We start from the raw sequence: 17159 nt of genomic DNA on the forward strand, positions 1-17159 counted from the left end.
GCACCCGGGGAGAACAGACAAGTATCGGTGACGTACACGCAACACACATGAGCGTCGACGAGGGGGTGACGGCGGACGAACCGGACCCGTTCGATCCGATCAAACAGTTCTTCGCGCTGGAACGGGACGTGCTCGTCCTCTCGCTGGCGATGTTCGCCTTCAGCCTCGGCTTCCAGATGACGGGCCGATACATGGCCGAGTACCTGTTCGCGCTCGGCGCCGGCGGTATTACAGTCGGGCTGTTCGGCACCGTCGGGAACGTCATCTCCGCGGTGTATCCCTATCCGGGTGGGGCGATCTCGGATCGTATCGGATCCCGGTACGCGCTGACGGCGTTCGGGCTGGTCTCGACGCTCGGATTCGGTATCTGGCTCGTCGCGCCCCTGCTCGCCGACGTCTCCGTCGGGCCGACGTCGCTCGCGATCGTCGCCGTCTTCGTCGGACTCGTCTTCTCGCAGGCCTGGAAGTCCTTCGGCCTCGGGGCCACGTTCGCCATCGTCAAGCAAGCGGTCCCGCCGTCGCGACTCGCCGCGGGCTTCGCGAGCACCGAGACCTTTCGCCGGACGGCGTTCCTGGTCGGTCCGTTGCTCGCCGCGTTCGTCTTCCTCGCGTTCGGCGAGCCCACGGCGGTTGCGCTCGACTCGGAGACGGTCGTCACCGCGTTCCAGTGGATACTCGGGATCGCGATCTGCTTCGGCGTGCTCGGAACCGTCGCACAGCACCTCCTCTACGACGCGACGGACGACAGCGTCGGCGCGTCGTTCGAGGGCCTCGATCGGATCGTTCGCGACCTCCGCAGCCTTCCCGACCCGTTGAAACCGCTCCTCGTCGGGGACGCGCTCGTTCGGTTCGCCAACGGGATGGTGTACGCATTCTTCGTCCTCGTCGTCACGCGGGAACTCGGCGTCGGCCTCTCCCTCCCGGTTTCGGTGCCCGTCATCGGCGGCGGTCTCTCGCCGCAGGCGTTCTTCGGCTTCTTGCTGGCGCTCGAGATGGTCGTCGCCCTCCTGGTCATGGTTCCAGCCGCGAAACTGGCCGAACGCGTCGGACTGAAACCCGTCGTGACGCTCGGGTTCGCCGTCTACGCGGTCTTCCCGATCCTCCTGATCTCGGCGCCCGCCGACGCCGGTGTCGTCGCCGCGCTCTTTGCGTTCTCCGGACTCAGGTTCGCCGGCTTGCCCGCCCACAAGGCGTTGATCGTCGGGCCCGCAGAACGGGGTGCCGGCGGTCGGGTCACCGGTTCGTACTACCTCGTCCGGAACGTCCTCGTGATTCCGAGCGCGGCTCTCGGGGGTCTCATCTGGGACGGCGTCTCGAATCCACTCACCGGGGAGACGCTCTTCGTCGGCGCACCGTCGCTCGCGTTCGGGATCGCCACCGTGATCGGGCTCGCCGGAACCGGGTACTTCCTCGTCTTCGGGCAGGAGTTCGAGGCGTACGCCTGAAACGGGACGCGAGGGGAGGCTCACTCGGGCCGTGAATCGCTTCGGGCGTCGCCGCTGAATCGAACCGTTAGGCCTCCTCAGAGGAACGGACGCCAGTAGTACGGACTGACGAACCCCTCGATCAGCGCGGCGATGGCGAGGAGGAGGCCCACGCCGAGCAGGACCCAGAACGCCCGCTCCAGCGCGTCGGCCAGGTCGACGCGACTCCCGGCGCCGCGCCAGGTGCGTACCCAGGTCGTCCCGAGGAAGATGCCGACGGCGCCTGCGACGACGATGGCGGGAATTTCGAACACGCCGTGCGGTGCGACGAAAGCGAGGAGTTCGAGCGGCGCGACTTCCGTCCGCGCCAGCGCACCGATGACGATCCCGTTGTACGCGAGCTGGGTCAGTGCCGGGACGACGGCGAAGAGTCCGCTGAAGCCCATCGTCAGCGCGACGGTCCAGTTGTTGCCGAAGAACGTGGCCGCCGCGACCGGTGCGGTGTGTCCCACGAGCCGACCGGCGATCGAACTCTCGAAGACACCCTCGAGCGGGCTCGCGAGGTACCAGCCGAGCAGGAGCCCGCCGACGAGCGTACTCGCCGCTACGACGTGCGTCCCCGGTCGTTCACGGACGAAGCCGGCGAGTTCGCGCACGCTGCGTCGAGTCCCGTCGCGAACCCGAGATCGGAACGGGCGGTTGGGGAACGTCTCGACCGGACCGATCACTCCACGGCCGCCGGCGTAGAGGGCCACCTTGAGGAGATGCAAGAAGGGCGTGACGGCGAGGGCGCCGACGAGACCGGGTCCGGCCGCGACGCCGACGACACCGAGGGTGGACACGATCACGCCGAACCCGACGTAGGCGACGAACGCGGTCACGATGTACAGCCCCGCCTCGACCGGCCGGTGTCGGAGGAAACTCGCGGCGTATCGCACGCCGCGGACGGCCGTGGTCTCGTCGACGACGACCGCCACCGGTGCGAACGCGAAGACGGTGGCGATCAGGAGCGCGCCGACGAGCCAACCGACGAGTCCGACGAACACGCCCGCGGGGCCGGCGACCGAGAGGAGCAAAGCGACGACCGTGATCCCGGTCCAGGCCGCCAGTTCGAGGAGGGAGAGACCGACGAACGAGAGCCAGTACCGGCGCGCGCCGGCGACTCCGTCGACGAGTCCGCGTCGATCGCGCAGTCGGCCCAGACAGGCCGAGAACTGGGCGGCGCCGACGGCCGCCGACACGAGCGCGACGACGACGATCGTCAGGGTCACGACGAACCCGACGATTACGACGACGGCCGGCGTCGCCAGCGGTTCGAGCGCCGCGAGCACCTCGTCGACCCACACCTCGAACGCGCCGGGCGTACTCTCCGGATCGGGCGGTTGATCGAGCCCACTGAGGTTTCGTCGTATCTCGGCGAGTCCACCGGTCACCGAGAGGTACAGTGCGACCGTCCCGATCCCGAGCAGCATGCCGACCTGCACCAGGCCCTGGACGGCCGTCGAGAGGAGGTACAACGGGAGGAGATCCGACGGCCGACCGAGCAGCGTCCGCCAGGCGGTCGAGAGGACGCGTCCGAATCGCATGTTCGTTCCTTCGCGAGAGTAAAGTTAAATCGTCCGACTCGTTCGGTGACGGGCCGACGCGGTCCGCTCCCGACGGGAGCTTGGTCCGTCGGCGTCAGGGCTTCGCGGACGGGTTCACCTGGTCGCCGCGACGTCACGGGCGCCCCCTGGGCCTCGTCTACACCGACGTTTCCCGGCCGCTTCGACGACACCGACGTTTCCGGGTCACGTCGTCTACACCGACGTTTCCCGGCCGCTCCGACGACACCGACGTTTCCGGGTCACGTCGTCTACACCGACGTTTCCCGGTCACGTCGTCTACACAGGTGCTCGACGGTGTCTCGGCTACGCAGGCACCCCACGACGATTCCCCGACCCACTGGCCTGATCCGTCCGGGGAGGGACGCTCGCCCGCCGAACGCTGCCAATTTCGCGGTAGTCTCCCCCGGGAACGGCAACTCTTTTCCACTACCGACCGAAAGTCGATGGTATGGCTGACGAGCTCACCAAAGGGCTGGAAGGTGTACTCGCCGCGGAATCCGAACTGAGCTCGATCGACGGCGATGCAGGCCGGTTGATCTACCGCGGCTACGACATCGAGGACCTGGCGGCCGAAGCGAGTTTCGAGGAGGTACTCTTCCTCCTGTGGCGGGGGCACCTGCCGACCCGTGCCGAACTCGACGACTTCACCGACGCGATGGCCGACGAACGGGCCGTCGACGACGCCGTCGTCGAGACGATCCGCTCGCTCGCCGCGGCCGACGAGGCGCCGATGGCCGCCATGCGAACCGCCGTCTCGATGCTCTCGGCGACGGACACTGACGCCGATGCGGCGGCCGACGATCGCGACGCCGCGCGCCGAAAGGCCCGCCGTATCGTCGCGAAGACCCCCACGATCCTCGCGGCCTACGACCGCGTCCGCCGAGACGAGGAGCCGATCGACCCGGATCCGACTCTGGGGCTCGCCGCCAACTTCCTCTACATGCTCACCGGCGAGGAACCGGACGCGGTGGCCGCCGAGACGTTCGACCAGGCGCTGATCCTCCACGCCGACCACGGCCTGAACGCCTCGACGTTCACCGCGATGGTCGTCGGCTCGACGATGGCCGACATGTACTCGGCCGTCACGGCCGGCGTCGGTGCCCTCTCCGGCCCGCTCCACGGCGGGGCGAACCAGGACGTCATGGAGGTCCTCTTCGAGATCGAAGAGAGCGACCTCGACCCCCGCGAGTGGGTCGAGCAGGCGACCGACGAGGGCCGGCGCATCCCCGGATTCGGCCACCGCGTCTACAACGTCAAGGACCCGCGTGCGAAGATCCTCCAGGCCCGGAGCGAGGAACTCGCCGCCAACGGCGACGACACGTGGTACGAGATCACGACCGCCATCGAGTCCTACCTCACCGACGAGAAGGGCCTCGTCGAGAAGGGCATCGCGCCGAACGTCGACTTCTACTCCGGGTCGGTCTACTACCAGCTGGGCATCCCGATCGACATGTACACGCCCATCTTCGCGATGAGTCGCACCGGCGGCTGGACCGCTCACGTCCTGGAGTATCAGGCCGACAATCGTCTGATCCGGCCACGCGGACGCTACATCGGCCCGGATGCCCGCGAGTACGTCGCGATCGACGAGCGATAGCGGCCTGTTGGCTGTCCTGCCCGTCGCCGTCGCCTGGGCCCGCGAGCGGCGACACGCCTATTGTCGACCGCCTGCACGTACCGGTATGGCCTCCGAGCGCCCGGTCATCGAGTCGCGGTCGCGACGCCTCCTCGCGTACCTCCGGTTCAATCGCGCTCGGATCGTCACGGACGTCTCGTTGCTCCTCGTCTGGATGTTCGTCGCGTCCGCGACGTTCGACTGGCTCGAACAGCCGCCCTGGTTGCTCTACGTCGTCACGTTCACGGGCGTCGTGCTGTACACGCGGGTGACGCCGACCTGGGAACGACCGTATCGAAGCCCCGACTGAGCGTCCGACACCGTCGTCCCGAGACGCGAGGGTGGTGAACCCGGACCGACGCGTTCAGACGCCGAGGTATCGAAGCAACGGGATAGCCATCGCCGCGGTCCACAGCAGGGCCCCGGTTCGGACGTGTCCCGGCTCCATCACCGGCGACCGGGCGGTCTGTGAAGCGCCAGCGGCGACGAACCCGAGCGCCGCGGCGAGTGCCGCCGTGTGGATGAACGTGTTGAGCGGGAGCGTGGTCACGCCCATGCTCGAGTAATCGAGAAACATGGCGACGACGAACCCCAGCGTGGAGGCGGTGAATGCGTGCGTCGCGGAGAGGTGGCGCGACCCGAGGTAGGTGACGACGGGGAGCCCGACGACCAGCGACGGGTAGAGGACGGCGACGATCGCCTTCGGCGGGGCGTCGGCGAAGAACTGTTCGGCTTCGACGCCGAGCACCCTGATCAGGGTGTAATAGGCGACGATGGCCGTCACGACGAGGAGCGCGGTGACCGTCTCCTGGACGGTCTCGTCGTTCCACCAGGCGGAGACGTTTCTTCGCTGGACCGTCCCCCAGCCGATCGAACCGAGCAGGAGAGCGGAGAGGACCGCAGGGATCCCGCTCCCGCGAAGGTGGACCACACTCATCCAGCCGTTCGCGTCGGCGCTTCGGTCGTTGCCGACGTTCGTACGGCTCAGTTCGTCGACGAACCACCGATCGGTGAACTCGGCGTCGACGTACGACTGCGATCGCTCGACGCCGTGGACGGTGTGGCGTAACTGAAACCAGTCCCAGTGCTCGTGGTGAGCCTGCATCGCCGTCCAGTTGCCGCTCGCCGGGTCGGTGTACGCCCGAATGTGGTGACGCGCGCCGAGATAAGTGCCGTCCTTGAGCTGGTACGACTCCGGGAGCCAGTAGCCGTTCCCGGACGGCGTCTCGACGTAGGTGTAGCGGTCGGCTCCGGCGGCCTGTCCCCAGGCGGTGGACGGCGTCTCGTTTCCGATCGGGACGGCTTCCCCGTCCGGGCCGACGTCGGCGTCTTCCGTCTCGAGTTCCTCCCAGTCGCCGATCGAACGCTCTCGCAAGTAGCGCTCAGTCACGTCGGCGTCGCCGTAGACGATCACGTTGAGCGCGAGCGTTCGCTGACTGGTCGTCTCGCCGCGGCTCGTGTACGGCCAGAGCTCGGACCCGTCTTCGAGCGTCTCCGTGGTGATCTCGGGCTCGCCGCGATCGGGCTCGTCGAGATCGGAACTCGCGATCGACCCGCCGACGGTCACGAGTAAGACGGCGAACAGGAGTGCGACCGCCGTCTGGGGCCGAATTTCGATCCGCACGGACACGTGTATGGCGGCCTCCGTCGAAAGCTTTTCCCACGGACGAGTCGGCTGTCACTCCCTCCCTCCTCCACTATCTGGATATAGAGAACGATAGGTGGAACTACCGAACTGACCTGTCGTACCCGTCCGGCCGGTGGCAACTGATCGAATCGCCGAGGTAGCGAGTCAGTGCATACTCACTGCGATACATACGGGTGGAGCGCCTCATCCGATTCGATGACGACGATGAGTGAGTACGTATCGCCCTGTGCCTCCGCAGTCACCGGAATCGTGACTTCACCATCCCGAGTCGTTATCGTGACTTCGAACGTTCCGGTCCGACGCTCGAGTCGGTCGATGACCTGTTTCGTTCCTGCATCGAACGCATCAGCCGCCGGCACTTCGATATCTGTCTCTACTGCCGTTTCGGCATTCCTCGTTATTTCTACCGCGGCTCTGACTCGTTCACGTCGTTTGTTAACGAGGAGGAAGTCATTGAACACTCGGTCGTTCGATTGGGGCGCAGCATTCTTCGAACAACCGGCGCTACAGGTGGTCAATCCGCAAACGATGCTGGCCAGCGTGTTCCGTCTATCCATCACGATTTTATACAAACAGTTCGCGTGACCAAACTTCGATCGCGTCCACCTCTATTCCATACTTTTGCAGCATTCGTTTCTTCTCCTCTACTTTCTTGACCGACTCCGTATTATTAAGGCTTATGTCTGAGGGCGATGTAAGTAAAACTACTGTATTTTAAAGAGGTTTGGGTAGCCATCCGCCTCGTACTGGGCTTATCTCTTTTTGTTGGGACGTTCTCGTTCGTCCATCATCCGAGCCGCCGTGCCCGCCCAGTCGCCGTACTGGAACCCGGCGACGACGACCAGGAGTGCCCAGGCGTAGTAGGCGACGATTCCCGCTCCGACGCCGATCACGCCGTAGTCGAGCACGATGGCGGCGACGTACGATCCACAGAGGTAGAACAGGAAGAGTCCGCTCGCCCGGGCGACGAACGGTATCTTCGTCTCGCCGGCTCCCTGTAACGCCCCGGCGATGACGATGTACGCGACAAGGAAGGGCGCGCTGATACCGTAGGTGACGGCGAAGGTGATCGCGTGGTCGACGGTCGTCGGATCGTCGGTAAAGATCGCGACGAACGCGTCGGCGCGGATGGCGAGGACGAATCCGATGAGGCCGACGGTCGCGAGGCCGAGCGCGGCGATCGACCAGCCCTCGAACCGCGCCTGGTCCGGCTTCCCCGCCCCGAGCGACTGGCCGACCACGACGCTCGCGGCGACGTTGTAGCCGCGGCCGAGCGGGCTCGTGATCTGCTGGTACACCCGTCGGCCGACCTGGTAGCCCGCGTTCACTTCCGTCCCGAGGAGCAACAGGAGCGAGTTGAACGGGAACTCGATGGCCGTCGCGACCATCCCTTCGGCCACCCGGGGCGTACTCACCGCGACGAGTTGCTTCGCCACGACCGGGTTTCGGGGGCGGACGAGACTGCCCTGGCGGAACGGACTGGCGATGACGACCACGAGGACGACGGCCGTGAACACGTTCGCGACGGCCGTCGCGATGCCGACGCCCACGATCTCCATCCGGGGGGCGCCGAAGAGCCCGAGCCCGAGGACGACCGACCCGGAGACGTTCGCGACGTTCGCGAGGACGTTGACGACCATCGGCGTCACGGTGTCGCCGGTCCCCTGCAGTGCGCGGGCGGCGATCAGGCCGACGTGGCGCGCCGGGGCCGTCACCATGACGATCGCCAGGTAGACGGCTCCGTACGCGACGACGTCCGCGTTGGCCCCCAGCACCCGGATGGCGAACTCGGGGAGTCCGAGCCCGAAGACGACGAACGGAAGCCCCGTGATCGCACCGAGTGCGATCGCCTGGGTGATGGCCTCGTCGCGGGTCGCGTCCGCGTCGCGGCCGGTGTCCTGACTCGACAGCGCGATCGCTCCGCCGCCGAGCCCGAGCCCGATTCGCAGCGGAAGACGTGCGTAGAGGTCCGCCAGCCCGATCGCCGTGATCGCCGCCGGCGAGAAGAACCCGCTGATGATGATGTCGACCGTCCGCATGAGCGTCCGCGTCGTTTGCTCGGCCATGATCGGCCACGCGAGCCCGAGCACGCGCCGCCAGACGGCGAACATTCGCGCGCGAACGCCCCGATCGCTCATACGAATCGAAATATTGGTGGCGATTTTAGTGTGCCGATAACGGAAAGACGGTGGACGCACTCGCTTCGGGTAGTGACCGCTGCACACGTCTGTTTCGTCTACGGAACGCTGACGGATCCGGACCGCGTCGCGACCGTTCTCGGATCGGACGAGCCGCTCGGACGCGACGCGGTCGACGCCATCGTCCGTGGGGACGCCACCCTCGAGGGACTCCACCGCGTCGAGGGCGAGTACCCGACGCTCGCTCCCGGTGGCCGTGTCGATGGTCGATTGCTCGTCGTCGACGACACCGGCCTCGACGCGCTCGACGAGTACGAGGGGGTCGATCGCGGACTGTACGCCCGCGTCGCCGTTCCCTGTTCGCATCCGATCGTCGAGGACGAGCGCGTCTGGACGTACGTCGGTGACCCGGAGCGCCTCGACGCAGACGCCGCGTGGCCGGGCGACGGTTCGTTCGCTTCTCGGGTACGCGCCGATCTCGACGATCGGGACGTCGTCGTGGGAATGCGTCGCTGACCTTCCAGCCGGAGACACCCTGTCGGCTTCGCCGAGGCGCTGGGCGACCGACAGCTGGCTGCCTAATCGGTGCTGGTCGTCGTCACGCAATTCGACGGAGCGTATCCCCATCGGCCGGTGTCCCGACCGATCGGCTCTCCTCAGGTCGTTGCCGACGCGTTTCGACCCTGCTCTCGTAGCACCCTCGTGATCTGTCCCTCTATTACCGTTGCGAATGACGAGCGTCTGCTAGGCGTCTGACGCCGCGGATACCCCGACGCAGTCGTGCGGTTACACTTTCACTCCGGGTCCCCTACGTTTATGGTTCCCCCGTTCCCGAATACGGATGCACGTCACACGCCGTGCATCCCAGTATTCCCTCTCGACCGTACCCGGCCCGAATCCTGTCTGTCCCGGGTCACCGCGATTGGGGTGGGCGCACCCGGCGAACGTCGGGTCGACGCCCGCGTCGACTACAACCCTTAACACACACCTGTGTGTACTCCAATTTATGCTCGAGTTCGACGACATCGAGGCCGCCCGGGAGCGCGTGGCCCAGACCGCTCGTGGGACGCCGCTTGCGTACTCGCACACGTACAGTGCGATGACCGGCGCGGAGGTCCACCTCAAACACGAGAACTTCCAGCGAACCGGTGCGTTCAAGATCCGCGGCGCGACCAATCGGATCGCCACGCTCTCGGCCGAGGCGAAGGAGAAAGGCGTCGTCACCGCCAGCGCGGGTAATCACGCTCAGGGCGTCGCCCTCGCTGCGACGCGCGTCGGCGTCGATTCGACCATCGTCATGCCCGAACACGCGCCGACAGCGAAGGTCAAAGCCACGGAGAACTACGGCGCCGAGGTCGTCCTCCACGGCGCGAATTACGACGCGGCCGCCGAACGCGCACACGAGATCGAGCGCGAGGAGGATCGCACCTACGTCCACGCGTTCGACGACGAGATGGTCATGGCTGGACAGGGCACCCTCGGACTCGAAATCGTCGAGGAGTGCCCCGACGTCGAGACCGTCGTCGTCCCGATCGGCGGGGGCGGGCTCATCAGCGGTATCGCTACTGCCGTCAAAGGCCTCGACCCCGACGTCCGCGTGATCGGCGTCCAGGCCGCCGGTGCATCCAGCGCCGCACCGTCGCTCCAGAAAGGCGAGCGCGTCGTCATCGACGAGGTCGAGACCATCGCCGACGGCATCGCCACGCGCTCCGTCGGTGAGCGCACCTTCGAACACATCCGAGAACACGTCGACGAAGTCGTCACCGTCACCGAGGCCGAGATCGCCGTCACCATGGTCTACCTTCTCGAGCGATCGAAGACGGTCGTCGAGGGCGCCGGCGCCGTCGGCCTCGCCGCAACGATCTTCGAGGCGTTCGACTACGACGAGGGCGAGGTGATCGTCCCCCTCCTCTCGGGCGGCAACGTCGACATGAACACCCTCACGACCGTCATCATGCGCGGCCTCGTCGAAATGGGACGCTACCTCAAACTGCGCACCGTCCTCCCGGACCAGCCGGGCTCGCTCGAGAAGCTCCTCGCCATCGCCGCGGGTCGCGGCGCCAATATCTACTCCATCCACCACGACCGCACCTCCCGCGAGATCGACCTGGGCGACGCCGAGATCGAACTCGACCTCGAAGTTCGCGGGCACGACCACGCCGACGCCCTCGTCGGCGCCCTCCGCGACGCCGGCTACGACGTCGAACGACTGGCCTAACTCCGAACCGACCGTTTACGCTACTCTCTCGTCGCGCCGCACGGCGCGTCGACGTTCGGTACTCAAACTCATCATATCCTGGACAAAAACGCGATTCAGGGAACGGTTTTGGTACTCTCTCTGGTACTCGATCGTATGGCATCAGATGCGAGCGAGACCGGGGCGGACGGGTTCGTGCCGGTCGTGGACGCTGCGGAACTCGAATCGGAGGGGCGGACACTCGTCACGCCCGAGGGGACGGCGATCGCGCTTTTTCACCACGAAGGGGAGGTGCGGGCGGTGGACAACCGCTGTCCGCACATGGGGTTCCCGCTGTCTGCGGGCACGGTCGACGAGGGCATCCTCACCTGTCACTGGCACCACGCGCGGTTCGAACTGTCCTGCGGGGACACGTTCGACCCGTGGGCGGACGACGTGCGGACGTACCCCGTCGAGATTCGAGACGGGACGGTCCACGTCGACCCGAACCCGCCGCTCGATCGCCCGCCGGCCGATCACTGGGCTGACCGGCTGGAGAGCGGCTTACAGGAGAACCTGCGACTCGTCGTCGCGAAGGCGACGATCGGGTTACTCGACGCCGGCGTCGACCCGCAGGACCCGATCACGACGACGCTCGAGTTCGGTACGGCGTATCGCGACGACGGCTGGTCGTCGGGGCTGACCATCCTCGGTTGCATGCCTAACGTACTGGAACCCCTGGCGCCCGAGGACCGAAAACGGGCGTTGTACACCGGCGTTCGACACGTGGCGGCCGACTGCGCGGGCCAGCCCGCCACATTCGCCCAGCCGTCCTTCTCGACAGCCGACGTCTCGCTCGACCGGCTTCGGTCCTGGTTTCGCGACTGCATCGAGGTCCGCGATCGGGACGGTGCAGAGCGCTGTCTGCGGACCGCCGTCGCGGCCGGGTACGACGACGCGGCCCTCGCGGACGTCGTCTTCACCGCGGCGACGGATCACCCCTACCTCTCGACGGGCCACACGCTCGACTTCGCGAACAAGGCGTTCGAGAGCCTCGACGCGGTAGGGTGGCCGGACGGTGGGCGGGTCGGAACGGGCGACTCAGCGACTGTCGCCGCCAGTGGTGACGGCCTCGTCGCGGACACCCTCGCCTCGCTGGTCGATCCACTCGCGAGCGCGACGCGCAGCGACGAGACCTCGTCGTGGCGCCAGCCGGTCGACCTCGTCGCCCTGCTCGCCGAGATCTACGGCGGCGACGTGACCGACACGAGCGGGCTGGAGACGCTCGTCGAATCCGGCCAGGACGAGTCGTGGTCCCGACCGGATTCCGTCAGGGAAACGCTCCTCGGCGACGATCCGGAGGCGATCGTCGCGGCACTCGGCGACGCGGTGCGAAACGGCGCCACGTCGGCGCAACTCGCGGCCGAAGTCGCCCGCGCTGCCACGACGCGCGTCGCTCGGTTCGGTACCGCGAACGAGTTCGGCGACTGGAACACCGTCCACCACACGTTCACCTACGCGAACGCGGTCCACCAGGCCGCGCGACGGACCGACGCGGTCGCGCTCTACCGTGGCGTCTTCGACGCGGCGACGAGCGTCTACCTCGATCGGTTCCTCAACACGCCACCGGCGCCGATTCCGGAGCCCGGCGACAACGAGACCGGTCGTGATCCGGACGCCATTCTCGACGACCTCCTGGCGACCTTCGACGAGGAGGGCCGGGTAAACGAGGCGGGCCGACTCGTCGCCGAATTCGTCGACTGTGGCGGTGACGAAGACGCCCTCCGGCGGACGCTCGGCCACGGGCTCCTCCGAGAGGACGCCGGTTTCCACACCCTCCAGAACGTGGAGGCTGCGTTCCGACAGCACACCCTCGCCGAGACCGAGGCAGACAGCCGCCTCCCGCTGATCGCGACGGCTCGCTACCTGGCGGCCCACTTCCCGACACGGCGCGAGGCCGAACAGACGTTCTCGATCGCCGCCCGCCTGAACCGTGGCGAGCGAATCCACGAGGCCGAGGACTGACCGTTCGGTGACCCCAGCCGCTCGCTTGCCCCGACCGGGAGTCCTTTTTGTTGGGACCGCTTCACACGCGCCATGGCTATACCCTTCACCGGGAAGTCCGCTCCGGACGCATCGAGAGCCGTGACCCCACTGCGCCCGACCCCACTTCGATCGACCCTGCGTGGACGATCGCGACCGAGGTGGCGACGGTGACCGCGGACGCGCTCGCCGCGACGATCGACGAGACCGAGGCGTCCTACCGGGACGACCTGTTCGACCTGCTCGCTCAGCCCAGCGTGAGCTCGACGGGTGACGGCGTCGACGAGTGCGCCTCGTTGCTGTCCTCGATCCTCGACCGACGGGGCTTCGACGAGGTACGCCAAATCGAGACGGACGGCTACCCGATCGTCTACGCGGAGCGGATCGTCGACGAGTCGCGTCCAACCGTCGTCTTCTACGGGCACTACGACGTCCAGTCGCCGTGGCCCGACGAGGAGTGGTCGTCGCCACCGTTCGAGCCGACCGTGCGCGACGAATCGATCTATGCCCGCGGCAGCGGCGACAACAAGGGACAGCACCTCGCGCACGCGTTCGCCGTCGACGCGCTGGACGCGGCCGTCGACGGACCGCCGGTGAACGTCACGATGCTCGTCGAGGGTGGCGAGGAGAGCGGTAGCGTCGGCCTGATCGAGTACCTCACCGGCGACCCGGTCGACATCGCGGACGCCGACCTCGTCTACGTCTCCGACGGACCGATGCACGCCTCGCGACGGCCGACGATCATCTACGGGAACCGCGGGATCATCTCGGTCGAACTGACGCTCCAGACCGCGAACGCGGACCTCCACTCCGGCAACTTCGGCGGTCCCGTGCCGAACGCGGCGAACGAACTCGTCTCACTGCTCGCATCGATGTACGACGGCGACGAGGTGACGATCGACGGCTTTCACGACGCTGTCGCGATCGCACCCGACGACCGCGATATGGCCCGGCAGATCCCGTTCGACGAGGCGACGCTCGCTGCCGACCACGGGATCGACCGTCTCGCGACCGATCGGTCGTACTACGAGCGACTCCTGCTCGAACCGACGCTCACGATCAACGGCGTCTCGAGCGGGTACGACGGCGAGGGGATGAAGACCATCATTCCGAACCGGGCGCGGGCGAAGATCGACTGTCGGCTGGTCCCCGACCAGGACCCCGCCCGAATCTTCGATCGCATCCGCGCCCACGTCGCGACCCGCCATCCCGACGTCGAGGTGACGAATATGGGGATGGCGCCACCGATGAAGACGCCGCTCGACACGCCCGCCGCTGACCCGCTCGCCGATGCGATGGCCGAGGTCTGGGACGTTGAGCCGGTCGAGATGCCGCTGCTCGGCGGGAGCCTCCCGGCGGCGTACTTCCGATCCGAACTCGACGTTCCCGTCCTCGTCGTACCGTACGCGAACCCCGATCAGGGGAACCACTCGCCGGACGAGCACCTCGACCTGGCGTGCTTCCGGAACGGCATCGAAACGACCGCCCGGTTCCTGACTCGCCTCGGCGAGAACACCGGGGACGATCCGTAACTGGCCCAGCAGGCCACTCCGAAACTGGAACCGTACCGTCTTGGTTCTACGGCGGGTACCCTCAGGCGGATGGAGGTCCACGTCTACTACGAGGGCGACGACGACCCGAAGAAGTGTACGGCTCGGCGGCTAGAACGCTTCGACGAGACGATACTCCATCGCTCGATGGGGGGCGTGCCCTACGGCGTCGTTCTCAACCCACACGCGGAGCAGGCCCTCTCGCCGGCGGATCGTGAGGAGGCGATCACCACTCTCGTCGCCCTCGATTGCTCGTGGGAGTCCGCCGGCGAGGCCGCATTCTCGATGCCCGGCGAACACCGTGCGCTCCCGTTCCTCGTCGCGGCCAACCCGGTCAACTTCGGTCGGCCGTTCCGGCTGACCACCGTCGAAGCGCTCGCGGCGGGCCTGTGGATCCTCGGCGACCCGGACCACGCCGAGGATCTCCTCGAGCCCTTCCGCTGGGGCGAGACCTTCCTCGAACTGAACGAAGAGCCCTTGCGACGGTACGCCGACTGTCGGGACTCGACCGAGGTGGTGGCCGTCCAGGACGAGTATCTCGTCGAGGAGTGAGTGGCTGTGTCGGTGTGCTCGCACCGATCGACCCGGACAATTATCATTGTGGAGTCATATATTTCGGGTATGGTGAGCCTCGGCCACCGTCCCTCCTCTACGATCGGAACCGTACTGGGCGCCCTCGTCGCACTCGTTGCCGTCGTCGGTACCCAGTTCCTCGGCTGGGAATGGGGCGACGGCCAACTCGTCCCGACAGTGATCGGGGCCATCGCAGCAGCTATCGCGATCGTGCTGATAACCCGACAGTACCTCTAATCCGTTCCCTACGAACCGGTCGCGGCCCGCGTTCACGGTCAGCGAAAAAACGGTCGCGTCCCGAACCCGTCCGTGACGTCCGTCAGGCGGTCGCTTCGAGTTCGTCCAGACTCTCCAGGGCCTGGATGACGGCCTGCCGGTAGTTCTCGACCGGGGAGTCGTACTCCTCGCGGGCGAGCTGGGCGTACTCGTTCGTCGGCGCGGTCGAGGCGCCTTCGGGGTCGTCACGCTGGTCCGCCCACTCCTGGAAGGACTCGATTCGATCGAGGGTCCGTTCTGCGGTCTCGACGACCCAGCGGTCGCGTGTCGCCTCGTCGGCGACCGAGATGGACTCCGGTCGGAGCGAGACGGTGATCGAGCCGTCATCGGGCTCGTAGGTTCGCGGCTTGCCGACGACGGCGACGTATTCGGGCGGCTCGGCCTCGCGGAGCACGGCCGCGGCCTCCGGCTGGTACTGGCCCGCGTACGCGAAGAACGTCCCCGTCGGATCGACGATGCGCCCGCGCCAGTACTCCGAATCGTCACCGACGTCCTCGGTTTCGGTGAGGGTGCCGACGGCGAAGACGCGGTTGGCGCGCTCGCCCGTGGGTAAGAGCGCGTAGTTGGGCGCGCGCTCGTCGTCCGATTCCTTGAACGTGTACGTCGCGTCGTTGAATTCCGTGGCGAAGACGCGGCGGGCGACTTCGCGCGAGAGTTCTGCCTGGCTCATGTTACATCGACCTCGCTCTGATCAGCAGGGGATCCGGATCCGCCGGCTCGGCGAGTTCCGAAACGTCGTCGGCGAGGACGTATCGTCCGAACGTCGGCCCCTCGATACGGTAGTAGGTTCCGATGATTTCGTCACCGATCTCGTCGGCGACGATCGTCGTGTCGAGGGCGTCCATCGCCATCTCCTTTGCCTCCTCGAGCGAGATACCGGTGAGCGCCTCCGTCGCGTCCTGGTCGAAGATGACCTCGTGGGCATCGATCCCGTCGTCGACGACGCCCTTGATTCGGAGGTCGAATTCACCCTCGACGTCGCCGTGTTCCGAACAGCGGCCGTTCTGGAGGACGCGCGTGCAGTCGTCCTCGGGACAGCGCTTGATCAGGCCGGAGCCGCTCTGCATGGCGACCATCGCCCCCTCGATCTCGGAGGTGTCGGTTCCGACCTCGATATCGTCGTCGAGTTCCTCGATGACGGTCGTCTTGTTCAGCTTCACCGAGTACCGGCCCTGGTACTCGTCCGTGACGACGTTCTCGAGGCGGTAGACGCCGCCCTCGTCGAGCGACGGGAGGTCGGACTTGGCCCACTTCGTGAACTTGATCGTCCCGCTAGGATCGCCGAGCAGACCGACCTGCGCGACGGAATCGCTGCGTGGCTCCCAGAGCTCGATCACCTTTACGGTCACGTCGACCCACTGTTCGGGCTCGTCGATCTCGGCGAGTTCGACGGATTCGCTGCCGCCGCTCGCGATGTCCTCGCGTTCGAGGCCCGCCTGTTCTAGGTAGTGATTGGTAACGCTTCGTCGGGCCTCCTCGACGGGGACCTTGTACTCGTCGACGAGCGTCGTGAGTCTGTCCTCGACGTCGGAGACGTCGACGTCTATATGGTCTGAAAACTGCTCGTGTATGTCCGCTGCGTGTTGGCTAACGTCGCTCATGGTGCTCGCCTCCTCTTGTGTTCACTGGGAGGCATACGTCGGTTGGGTCCCGATGGTATTTAAAGTGCCGTAACCGGGGCGGAAGTGATTCACTCTGGCGATTCGAGACGTCCACCCTGCCAGTGCAGGGCGTCGGTAACCGTCGGCGACGGGCCTATGTCGATCCCCGTCGAAGCACGCCCATCGACATGTCCAATCGGCGACGCCTGAAACGACTCCTCCGGCAGAAACTGCGGGCGGCCGGTCGCCAGTACGAATCGTTGCGACGCTCGACGGACGACCAGCTCGCCGAGGCCCGTGAGTCCTACCAGCACGCCAGGAATGCACGCGGCATTCCGTCCGACGAGGAGGGGCGAGCCAAAATCGTCTGCCGACGCTACGCGGAGCGCCGCGCGGCGCTACTCGACGAGGAGTTCCGTCCCGCCTGTTACGAGGCGGGCCATCCCGACTGCGACGGCTGCGCGGAGGACGTGCGAGACGGACGCATCGAGACGTGGTAAACGGGATG

Annotated in this window: 16 protein-coding genes; 10 read left to right on the plus strand and 6 right to left on the minus strand. The window is 66.7% G+C overall.

Going from position 1 to position 17159, the window contains the following annotated elements:
- Positions 1-47: 47 nt before the first annotated feature.
- Entirely contained in the window at positions 48-1445 is a 1398-nt protein-coding gene (locus NO366_RS08735; RefSeq protein ID WP_256533942.1) for an MFS transporter, read from the plus strand.
- A gap of 77 nt (positions 1446-1522) precedes the next feature.
- Here NO366_RS08735 and NO366_RS08740 read toward each other — a convergent pair whose 3' ends face one another.
- The gene (locus tag NO366_RS08740; RefSeq protein ID WP_256533943.1) at positions 1523-3010 is read right to left on the minus strand and encodes a stage II sporulation protein M; all 1488 of its coding nucleotides are present in this window, start codon (positions 3008-3010) and stop codon (positions 1523-1525) included.
- Positions 3011-3479: 469 nt separating this feature from the next.
- On the opposite strand from NO366_RS08740, the gene citZ reads away from it, so the two are divergent.
- Together citZ and NO366_RS08750 are read left to right on the plus strand one after the other, a co-directional pair.
- Complete coding sequence (gene citZ, locus NO366_RS08745; RefSeq protein WP_256533944.1) at positions 3480-4628, plus strand: citrate synthase; 1149 nt, start codon at positions 3480-3482, stop codon at positions 4626-4628.
- An 85-nt stretch (positions 4629-4713) separates the two neighbouring features.
- On the plus strand, positions 4714-4956 hold the full coding sequence (locus NO366_RS08750; RefSeq protein WP_256533945.1) for a DUF8119 family protein: 243 nt from the start codon (positions 4714-4716) through the stop codon (positions 4954-4956).
- A gap of 54 nt (positions 4957-5010) precedes the next feature.
- On the opposite strand, the gene NO366_RS08755 is transcribed toward NO366_RS08750, so the two are convergent.
- The 3 genes from NO366_RS08755 to NO366_RS08765 form a co-directional block, all read right to left on the minus strand.
- On the minus strand, positions 5011-6270 hold the full coding sequence (locus tag NO366_RS08755; RefSeq protein ID WP_256533946.1) for a hypothetical protein: 1260 nt from the start codon (positions 6268-6270) through the stop codon (positions 5011-5013).
- Positions 6271-6449: 179 nt separating this feature from the next.
- The gene (locus NO366_RS08760) at positions 6450-6755 is read right to left on the minus strand and encodes a hypothetical protein (protein ID WP_256533947.1); all 306 of its coding nucleotides are present in this window, start codon (positions 6753-6755) and stop codon (positions 6450-6452) included.
- A 291-nt stretch (positions 6756-7046) separates the two neighbouring features.
- The gene (locus NO366_RS08765; RefSeq protein ID WP_256533948.1) at positions 7047-8432 is read right to left on the minus strand and encodes an MATE family efflux transporter; all 1386 of its coding nucleotides are present in this window, start codon (positions 8430-8432) and stop codon (positions 7047-7049) included.
- A 72-nt stretch (positions 8433-8504) separates the two neighbouring features.
- Here NO366_RS08765 and NO366_RS08770 point away from each other — a divergent pair, with 72 nt between their 5' ends.
- From NO366_RS08770 to NO366_RS08795, 6 genes are all read left to right on the plus strand, one after another.
- A complete protein-coding gene (locus NO366_RS08770) occupies positions 8505-8948 on the plus strand; it encodes a gamma-glutamylcyclotransferase family protein (protein WP_256533949.1) in 444 nt (147 codons plus the stop codon).
- Positions 8949-9438: 490 nt separating this feature from the next.
- Positions 9439-10650, plus strand: coding sequence for a threonine ammonia-lyase (ilvA, locus tag NO366_RS08775; protein WP_256533950.1), 1212 nt, complete (start codon positions 9439-9441; stop codon positions 10648-10650).
- Between the two features lie 135 nt (positions 10651-10785).
- Positions 10786-12633: a Rieske (2Fe-2S) protein gene (locus tag NO366_RS08780; protein ID WP_256533951.1), complete on the plus strand. Its 1848-nt coding sequence runs from the start codon at positions 10786-10788 to the stop codon at positions 12631-12633.
- 188 nt (positions 12634-12821) lie between these two features.
- Entirely contained in the window at positions 12822-14183 is a 1362-nt protein-coding gene (locus tag NO366_RS08785) for a M20/M25/M40 family metallo-hydrolase (protein ID WP_256533952.1), read from the plus strand.
- A gap of 69 nt (positions 14184-14252) precedes the next feature.
- Entirely contained in the window at positions 14253-14753 is a 501-nt protein-coding gene (locus NO366_RS08790) for a DUF367 family protein (RefSeq protein ID WP_256533953.1), read from the plus strand.
- Positions 14754-14822: 69 nt separating this feature from the next.
- The gene (locus NO366_RS08795) at positions 14823-15011 is read left to right on the plus strand and encodes a multidrug transporter (protein WP_256533954.1); all 189 of its coding nucleotides are present in this window, start codon (positions 14823-14825) and stop codon (positions 15009-15011) included.
- 82 nt (positions 15012-15093) lie between these two features.
- On the opposite strand, the gene NO366_RS08800 is transcribed toward NO366_RS08795, so the two are convergent.
- Together NO366_RS08800 and NO366_RS08805 are read right to left on the minus strand one after the other, a co-directional pair.
- Positions 15094-15720, minus strand: a complete 627-nt coding sequence (locus NO366_RS08800) for an RPA family protein (protein WP_256533955.1) — start codon at positions 15718-15720, stop codon at positions 15094-15096.
- 1 nt (position 15721) lies between these two features.
- Positions 15722-16651, minus strand: a complete 930-nt coding sequence (locus NO366_RS08805; protein WP_256533956.1) for a replication factor A — start codon at positions 16649-16651, stop codon at positions 15722-15724.
- Positions 16652-16839: 188 nt separating this feature from the next.
- Between NO366_RS08805 and NO366_RS08810 the strand changes: the two genes are divergently transcribed.
- Positions 16840-17151, plus strand: coding sequence for a DUF7091 family protein (locus tag NO366_RS08810; RefSeq protein WP_256533957.1), 312 nt, complete (start codon positions 16840-16842; stop codon positions 17149-17151).
- Positions 17152-17159 lie beyond the last annotated feature (8 nt).

Source organism: Halovivax cerinus, from assembly GCF_024498195.1.
GTDB lineage: Archaea > Halobacteriota > Halobacteria > Halobacteriales > Natrialbaceae > Halovivax > Halovivax cerinus.

Coding starts and splice junctions, on each gene's coding strand:
- NO366_RS08750 (WP_256533945.1), top strand. CDS start 4,714: ATGGCCTCCGAGCGCCCGGTCATCGAGTCGCGGTCGCGACGCCTCCTC.
- NO366_RS08790 (WP_256533953.1), top strand. CDS start 14,253: ATGGAGGTCCACGTCTACTACGAGGGCGACGACGACCCGAAGAAGTGT.
- NO366_RS08810 (WP_256533957.1), top strand. CDS start 16,840: ATGTCCAATCGGCGACGCCTGAAACGACTCCTCCGGCAGAAACTGCGG.
- ilvA (WP_256533950.1), top strand. CDS start 9,439: ATGCTCGAGTTCGACGACATCGAGGCCGCCCGGGAGCGCGTGGCCCAG.
- NO366_RS08780 (WP_256533951.1), top strand. CDS start 10,786: ATGGCATCAGATGCGAGCGAGACCGGGGCGGACGGGTTCGTGCCGGTC.
- NO366_RS08740 (WP_256533943.1), bottom strand. CDS start 3,010: ATGCGATTCGGACGCGTCCTCTCGACCGCCTGGCGGACGCTGCTCGGT.
- citZ (WP_256533944.1), top strand. CDS start 3,480: ATGGCTGACGAGCTCACCAAAGGGCTGGAAGGTGTACTCGCCGCGGAA.
- NO366_RS08795 (WP_256533954.1), top strand. CDS start 14,823: ATGGTGAGCCTCGGCCACCGTCCCTCCTCTACGATCGGAACCGTACTG.
- NO366_RS08800 (WP_256533955.1), bottom strand. CDS start 15,720: ATGAGCCAGGCAGAACTCTCGCGCGAAGTCGCCCGCCGCGTCTTCGCC.
- NO366_RS08735 (WP_256533942.1), top strand. CDS start 48: ATGAGCGTCGACGAGGGGGTGACGGCGGACGAACCGGACCCGTTCGAT.
- NO366_RS08805 (WP_256533956.1), bottom strand. CDS start 16,651: ATGAGCGACGTTAGCCAACACGCAGCGGACATACACGAGCAGTTTTCA.
- NO366_RS08765 (WP_256533948.1), bottom strand. CDS start 8,432: ATGAGCGATCGGGGCGTTCGCGCGCGAATGTTCGCCGTCTGGCGGCGC.